Here is a 6,679-nt window from a genome sequence, read left to right as displayed (position 1 = left end):
CGGCCGACGCGGGCCCGCCGCTCAACCCGGCGCCCAGGCCGGCCCCGAGCGCGGACCTGGGGATCTCCGGCAGCAGCGCCTGCGGCTTGTAGAACGTCTTGAGCTGGACCATGCCGAAGTTGGGCCCACTGAGCACGGCATTGCCCAGCCCACCGAATTTCATGACCCCGCCGAGGATGCTGAACAGTCCTTCGTAGATCCCCGGGACCTCAGAGGCGTCCCCGGCCGCGGCGATACCCGGTCCGATGTGGCCGGCTGGGTTGGTGGACTGCGGCGGCGAGGCGAACGGGGTGAGCCGGGTGGCCGACGCGGCGGCGGTCTCATACTGGACCATCGCCGCCGCGTCCTGGGCCCACATCTGCGCGTACTGGGCGTCCGCGGCGGCGATCGCCGCGGTGTTCTGCCCGAGGGTGTTGGTCGCCAGCAGCGCTTCTCGCAGGCTGCGGTTGGCGGCGATCACCGGCGGTGGCACCACAGCGGCCAGCGCCACCTCGAAGGCGCTCGCCGCGGCACCGGCCTGCGCCGCCGCCTGGGTGGCCTGCGCGGCCGCACCCGACATCCAGTCCACGAAGGGCGTCGCGGCGGCAACCATGGCGGCCGACGACGGGCCGACCCAATCGACCGTCAACGTCGACAGCACCGCGCGATAGGAGGCCGTGACGGACTGCAGTTCGGTGGCCAACCCCTGCCAGGCGGTGGCCGCGGCCAGCAGTGATTCGGCGCCCGGGCCGGCGTAGATCAGGCCGGAGGTGACCTCCGGGGGAATCGCGGCGAAGTCGATCACGACGCACCTCCCTCCTCGGGCACCGGGATGACCAGGATGGTCGCGGTGGTCAGCGCCTCGGTGTCGGGCGCCTTGTCGATCACCCGCGCCGCACCGCCGCCTGCGACGGACTGCACCGCGGTGCCGGCGACGGCGCGCCCGGCCATGCCGGCCAGTGCCATCTCGGCGAGCGGAGCTTCGGTGCCGGCGGCGGCCGCCGCCACGGCCGAGGCCGCACCGGATCGTGACGACACCAGCGCGACCTCGCGCAGTGGGGACGGGGCGGCGGCGGCCCAGGTCTGCGGCACCGACAGCGAACCCAGCGGCACCGCCTTTCCCATGCTCGCCCACGTCGCGCCGACCGGCCCAGCCGCGGATCCCAGCGCACCGGCGGCCGGTGCGGTTTGGCCGACCAGCCCCAGCCCGCCCAGGGCGCCGAGTCCTTCGGCTCCTTCGGGAAAGACGAGTTCGCCCAACGTGATCGCCAGGCCACCGAACGCGCCGCCGAGGCCGATCCCGCCGAACGGGCCGACGCTGCCCACTTCCAGGACCGCGCCGGCCAGATCGAAGGCCAGACCGGGCGAGATGGCGCCCTCTGAGGTTCCGGCGGCGGTGCCGGCCAGTTGGGTGGCGGTGTTGAGGGCGTGGCTGGCGGTGGCGGGGGTGGGGGTGGTGTGGGGTGCGGTGAAGGTGGGCAGTTGGGTGGCGGCGGCGGCGTTGCCGGCGTAGCCGTACATGGCGGTGGCGTCTTGGGCCCACATCTGGGCGTAGTGGGCTTCGTTGGCGGCGATGGCGGCGGTGTTCTGGCCGAGGATGTTGGTGGCGATCAGGGTGGCCAGTTGGGTGCGGTTGGCGGCGATGACCGGTGGGGGCACGGTCATGGCGAAGGCGGTCTCGTAGGCGGCTGCGGCGGCGTTGGCTTGGGTGCCGGCGTGTCCGGCTTGTGTTGCGGTGGCGGCCATCCAGGCGGCGTAGGGGGCTGCGGCGGTGGCCATGGCGGTGGCGGCGGGGCCTTGCCAGGTTTGGTCGGTCAGGCCGGTGATGATGCTGCGGAAGGAGGTTGCTGCGGTTTCCAGTTCGGCGGCCATGGCTTTCCAGGCCGTTGCGGCGGCCCGAATCGGGCCTGATCCGGCCCCGGAGTACATCAGCGCAGAGTTGACCTCCGGTGGCAACGCTGCAAAATTCATCGGCACTCCTCGAATCGGCCGATATCCGACGGTATTTTCGGGCGCGCCGGCCGGGCAACCCGGCGGCCGGGACTCATACGAAACGCATATGTGCGCCGGCAGACCGCAGCTAGCGCGCCGACAGCTCGGCCGAGTCCAGCCGGGCCTGCCACAACGCGTCGATCGCGGCGGCTTCGGGGTGGCGGGCCGCGGTCTTCGGCAGGATGTCGATCAGGGTGCGCGGTCGGCGTGCCGCGCGCCGCGCGGTCACTTCGGCGCGACGTAGCCGAGCGGCCCCGACGCGATGCACACCGACAGCGCCGCGGTGTCGGCGCGGGCGGTGACGTTGTGACCGCCGCCGGGAAGCCGCACATAGACGCGATTGAGCCCCGGGCGCACCTGGATCCGGACGTCGGGCCCGTCCGACAGTGACAGCGTCATGGCGCCGTCGACGTTGGCCAGGTAGTTGATCTCGGCGGTCCAGTCGGCCGGCAGCAGCGGGCCGTCCAGGCCGAGCGTGGCCGGCAGGTCGGGTTGCACCAGATAGCCACAGTGCGGCACCGGCCCGGCCACGATGGACCGCACCCAGGTCACCTGGGCGTCGGTCAATGTCCCCGCGCTGGTGAGCATCCGCAAACGCGATGTCGCCGAAGCGAACTCGGGCCGATCGCGAACCAGGGCGAACAGGTGACTGGCCAGGTTCTCCGGATAGACCACCCGCTGCAACACCAGCGGGTCCACCTCCTGGTCGAGCAGTGGCGCGTCGGACTCCGCGCGGGCGGCAGCCAGTGCGGGCAGGGCGTTGTGTAGATACGGCCGGGCCGGGTCGTCGCGCCAGCGGGCCAGGAATGTCGCAGTCGAATACAGGCTGCTGGCGGTGAAGGCCACCGCCAGGCAGCTCACCACCGCGGTCCGCCACGGCGAGGCGTCCAACCACCGCGACGCGTTGCGGTTGGGGGCGCACAACCCGACGGCGCCCAGGATCGCCAGCACCACGACCAGGTCGGCCAGGTAGCGCAGGGTCTGGGCGAGTTCCAGCGCGGTGAACACCGACGAGCGCATGAGATAGATCGGCACCTGGCAGGCCGCGGCATACCCGGCCGCGGCCAGCCACACCGGCACCAGTCGGTGTTTGCGCGCCACCGACACCGCCAGCAGACCCGCCAGCACCAACCAGCCCAGCGCCATCACCGCCGGGCCCGGCAGCGCCCACGGCGAGGCCGGAGCCCACCGGGCCCACGTCCAGGGGCCGCCGGCCAGGCTCGGGACGATGCCGTGGGTGACCGAGCGCCACAACAGGTCGCGGGTCATGTCCAGATCCAGGCTCCAGCGCCGCTGATTGACCACCGCCAGATAGACCGCGACCCACCCGCCGGTCACCGCCAGCGTCGCTGTCCACAGCCGGGCCCCGGCCCGCCAGGTAGCGGCCACCGCGCCGCGGCCCCCGGCCACATGATGCAGCAGCGCGCAGCCGGCGAACGCGACGAACGGAATCACCGCGGCCTTCTCGAAGAACAACAGACCGCCCGCGTATGCCACCGTGCCGGTGAGCGCGTAGCGCTGATTCCCGGTGCGCGCCAACAGGATCGCGTCGGCGCACACCCAGGCCAGCGCCGCGCACATCGGCAGCGAGTTCAGCGCCGCCGCCCACCACGCGAACGCCGGCAGGCCCAGCGGACTGAACAGTGCGAACACCAGCGGCACCAGCAGCACCGGCCGCCAGCCCAGGATCACCCGCAGCGCCCGCAGCAGCGCCAACGACGCCAGCAGTTGCAGCACCACCAGGCTGGCCGCCGGGGCGGCCCACTGCAATGGCCACAGCCGGCTCAGCACGCCGGCGAGCAGGAACGCGCCGGGCATCACGTGGCCGTCGTGGTCGTCGAACAGATACGACGGCGAGAGCAGATCGTGGGTGCCGGCCCGGCCGATCAGGATCAGGTCATCCCAGTAGAAATAGCCCTCGAACGCCACCACCGCCCGCACCGCCAGCTGCGCGGCGATCAGGGCCAGCGCCGCCCAACAGACCCAGGGCAGGCTCGCCAGTCGGGTGCGCATGCGTCTTTCTTACCGGTCGGTATGGTGGCCCGGTGCGAGCACTGGTCACCGGAGCAGCCGGATTCATCGGATCGACGCTGGTCGACCGCCTGCGGGCGGACGGGCACCCGGTGGTCGGGCTGGACAATTTCGCGACCGGACGGGCCACCAACATCGAGCATCTGGCCGGTGACGCCGACTTCAGCTTCGTCGAGGCCGACATCGTCACCGCCGACCTGGCCGACGTACTGGCGCAATACCGCCCGGAGGTCATCTTCCACCTGGCCGCCCAGATCGACGTGCGGCACTCGGTCGCCGACCCGGCTTTCGACGCCTCGGTCAACGTCGTCGGGACGATCCGGCTCGCTGAGGCGGCGCGTGCCGCCGGCGTCCGTAAGATCGTGCACACCTCGTCGGGCGGGTCGATCTACGGCACCCCGCCGCGCTATCCGACCACCGAGGACGATCCCACCGATCCGGCGTCACCCTATGCCGCCGGCAAGGTGGCCGGTGAGATCTACCTCAACACTTTCCGGCACCTCTACGGACTGCAGTGCTCCCACGTCGCGCCGGCCAACGTCTACGGCCCGCGGCAGGATCCGCACGGCGAGGCCGGCGTGGTGGCGATCTTCGCCCAGGCGCTGTTACAGGGCGCCCCCACCAAGGTGTTCGGCGACGGATCCAACACGCGCGACTACGTGTACGTCGACGACGTGGTCGACGCCTTCGTGCGGGCGTCGGGCCCGGCGGGCGACGGCCAGCGGTTCAATGTCGGCACCGGTGTGGAAACCTCGGACCGGCAACTGCATTCGGCAGTCGCCGCCGCGGTCGGGGCGCCCGACGACCCGGAATTCCATCCCGCTCGGCTGGGCGATCTGAAGCGGTCCTGTCTGGACGTCTCCCGGGCACGGGAGGTGCTGGGCTGGCAGCCACAAGTCGCGCTGGACGACGGCGTGGCCCGCACCGTGTCGTATTTCCGGCGGGTGAAATCGGCCTGAACGATGTGGCATACTGACCCGTCGGAGGGGAGTATTCCTTCGTCGCAGTGTCGTCATCTCGTCGCCCGTCATCGGACGACCGGTGCTGTGGGCCGGTTACCGGCGGAAGAGACCTCCAGCGCATCAAAGACGCTGGAGGCAATCCATGGACGTGTTCTCGATCGGCCGCCTCGGTCTGGAGACAGTCGGCGCGGCGGCAACGTCGGTTTTGGGGGCCAGCCTGGACTTGGCCGCCATCCCACTGCGCGAAAGCGCCAAAATCCTTGCCGGTGAGCGCTCCGATCTAACCAGCCGGCGCAGTTGGCGCGGCGCCGGACGGGCCTGGATTGAGATCCGCGGGCTCGACGAGGACGGTGGGGCCGATATCGGCGCCGAGGTGCTCGACGCGCTGCGGGCCCGGCCGGACGTGACCTCGGTGCGGCTGAACCGCCCGCTGGCCCGGGTGATCGTCGAGATCGACGACGACGTGTCGCTGGCCGAACTGTGCGCCACGGTGGACGCGGTCGAGAAGTCCGCAGCGCTCAGTGTCACCGAGACCGCCGCATTGCCTGGCGACGGGCTGTTGTTGGCCGCCAAGGGCGCGATGGTGGGCGCCAACGCGGTGGGGTTGGCGATCGCGACCGCGGGCAGCGTGCTGCGCTGGCCGGCGGCGCCCAAGATCGTCGACGCCGCGGCGTCGGTGGCGCGCTACCAGCCGCTGGTGCGAAACGCGCTGGAAAGCCGGATCGGGCCCGCCCGCACCGACGCGGTGCTGTCGCTGGCCTCGCTCGGCTCGCACATCATCACCATGTCGCCGGCGATCCTGGCGGTGGACCTGATGGTGGAGGGACTGAAGGCGTCCGAGGCCCGCGCCGGGGCGCTGGCCTGGAATCGCTACGAGCCGGAGCTGGCCCGCTGGGCCGAGCACCCGGAGGTGCACCGCGCGCCGCGTCCGGTGCCACGGCCGCACGGGCCGGCCGAACGGTATCTGAGACGAACGGCGGTCGCCCAGGTGCTCGCCACCGGGGTGGTGGGCGCCCTCACCCGCAACCTGGACATGACCTCGAGCGCGATCCTGGCGACCTCGCCGAAAGCGGTACGCACCAGCTGCGAGTCGTTCGCCGCGACCCTGGGGCAGGGACTGGCGGACTCCCACGAGGTACTGCCGCTGCGGCCGGACAGCCTGCGCCGGCTCGACAAGATCGACACCGTGGTCATCGACCCGCGGGTGCTCACCGGCGAACAGCGCCGCGTGGTGCAGATCCACGGCGCCACCGAGCACGAGCTGCCACGGGCCTGGAACAACGCGCAGCGGCTGCTCGACAAGCCCGGGCTGCGTCCCGGCTGGCACCGGGTCCGCATGACGGCACGCGACCGCGCCGAAGCGGTGGAGGCGTTGATCCTGCCCACCCACCACGCACTGGCCTCGGCGGTGGTGCTCGAGGGCCGGGCCTCCGGCGCGCAACTGGTCACCGTGGACACCGACATCCTCGGTGAGCTGCGCCCCGGTTTCGACGACATCCGCCCGGCGCCCGGCGCCGGCGACGCCGGCGGGATGGACGCCGCACTGGCTGCCGCCGTGACCGAGCTGCAGCAGGCGGGCCGCACTGTCGCCGTGCTGTCGAGCTCTGCGGCGCAGGCGCTGGCGGCGGCCGACCTGGCGCTCGGGGTCATGCCGGATTCGGGAACCGCCGTGCCGCATCCGGCTCATCTTCGCCCGGGCGTTGGTCTGCAACGGC

The 6,679-nt window shown here is 71.9% G+C and carries 5 protein-coding genes and 1 pseudogene; 2 read left to right on the top strand and 4 right to left on the bottom strand.

Translation table 11 applies throughout. From position 1 onward, the window contains the following. The 4 genes from DQP56_RS21685 to DQP56_RS21675 form a co-directional block, all read right to left on the bottom strand. Positions 1–784: PPE family protein (locus DQP56_RS21685; protein WP_234825774.1), on the bottom strand; the 784-nt coding region annotated here is incomplete at its 3' end. Continuing rightward, the gene (locus tag DQP56_RS21680; RefSeq protein ID WP_112688946.1) at positions 781–1,950 is read right to left on the bottom strand and encodes a PPE family protein; all 1,170 of its coding nucleotides are present in this window, start codon (positions 1,948–1,950) and stop codon (positions 781–783) included. The genes DQP56_RS21680 and DQP56_RS21685, both read right to left, overlap by 4 nt. Before the next feature lie 109 nt (positions 1,951–2,059). Then, on the bottom strand, positions 2,060–2,200 hold the full coding sequence (locus tag DQP56_RS24870; RefSeq protein WP_165825105.1) for a hypothetical protein: 141 nt from the start codon (positions 2,198–2,200) through the stop codon (positions 2,060–2,062). Then, positions 2,197–3,984, bottom strand: coding sequence for a hypothetical protein (locus tag DQP56_RS21675; RefSeq protein WP_112688944.1), 1,788 nt, complete (start codon positions 3,982–3,984; stop codon positions 2,197–2,199). The genes DQP56_RS24870 and DQP56_RS21675 overlap by 4 nt, the downstream gene beginning before the upstream one ends. A 32-nt stretch (positions 3,985–4,016) precedes the next feature. Between DQP56_RS21675 and DQP56_RS21670 the strand changes: the two genes are divergently transcribed. Next, positions 4,017–4,961, top strand: coding sequence for an NAD-dependent epimerase/dehydratase family protein (locus DQP56_RS21670; RefSeq protein WP_112688942.1), 945 nt, complete (start codon positions 4,017–4,019; stop codon positions 4,959–4,961). 145 nt (positions 4,962–5,106) lie between these two features. Then, positions 5,107–6,679, top strand: a pseudogene (locus tag DQP56_RS21665) (cation-translocating P-type ATPase); the annotation flags it as partial.

It is taken from the genome of Mycolicibacter senuensis (assembly GCF_003284925.1).
GTDB classification, from domain to species: domain Bacteria; phylum Actinomycetota; class Actinomycetes; order Mycobacteriales; family Mycobacteriaceae; genus Mycobacterium; species Mycobacterium algericum_A.
The sequence above is the reverse complement of the archived record's forward strand: the minus strand, read 5'-3'. Positions and strand labels throughout refer to the sequence as shown.

Bases quoted from the DNA above. Each gene is read 5' to 3' on its own strand.
- DQP56_RS21680 (WP_112688946.1), bottom strand. From the start codon at position 1,950: ATGAATTTTGCAGCGTTGCCACCGGAGGTCAACTCTGCGCTGATGTAC.
- DQP56_RS21675 (WP_112688944.1), bottom strand. From the start codon at position 3,984: ATGCGCACCCGACTGGCGAGCCTGCCCTGGGTCTGTTGGGCGGCGCTG.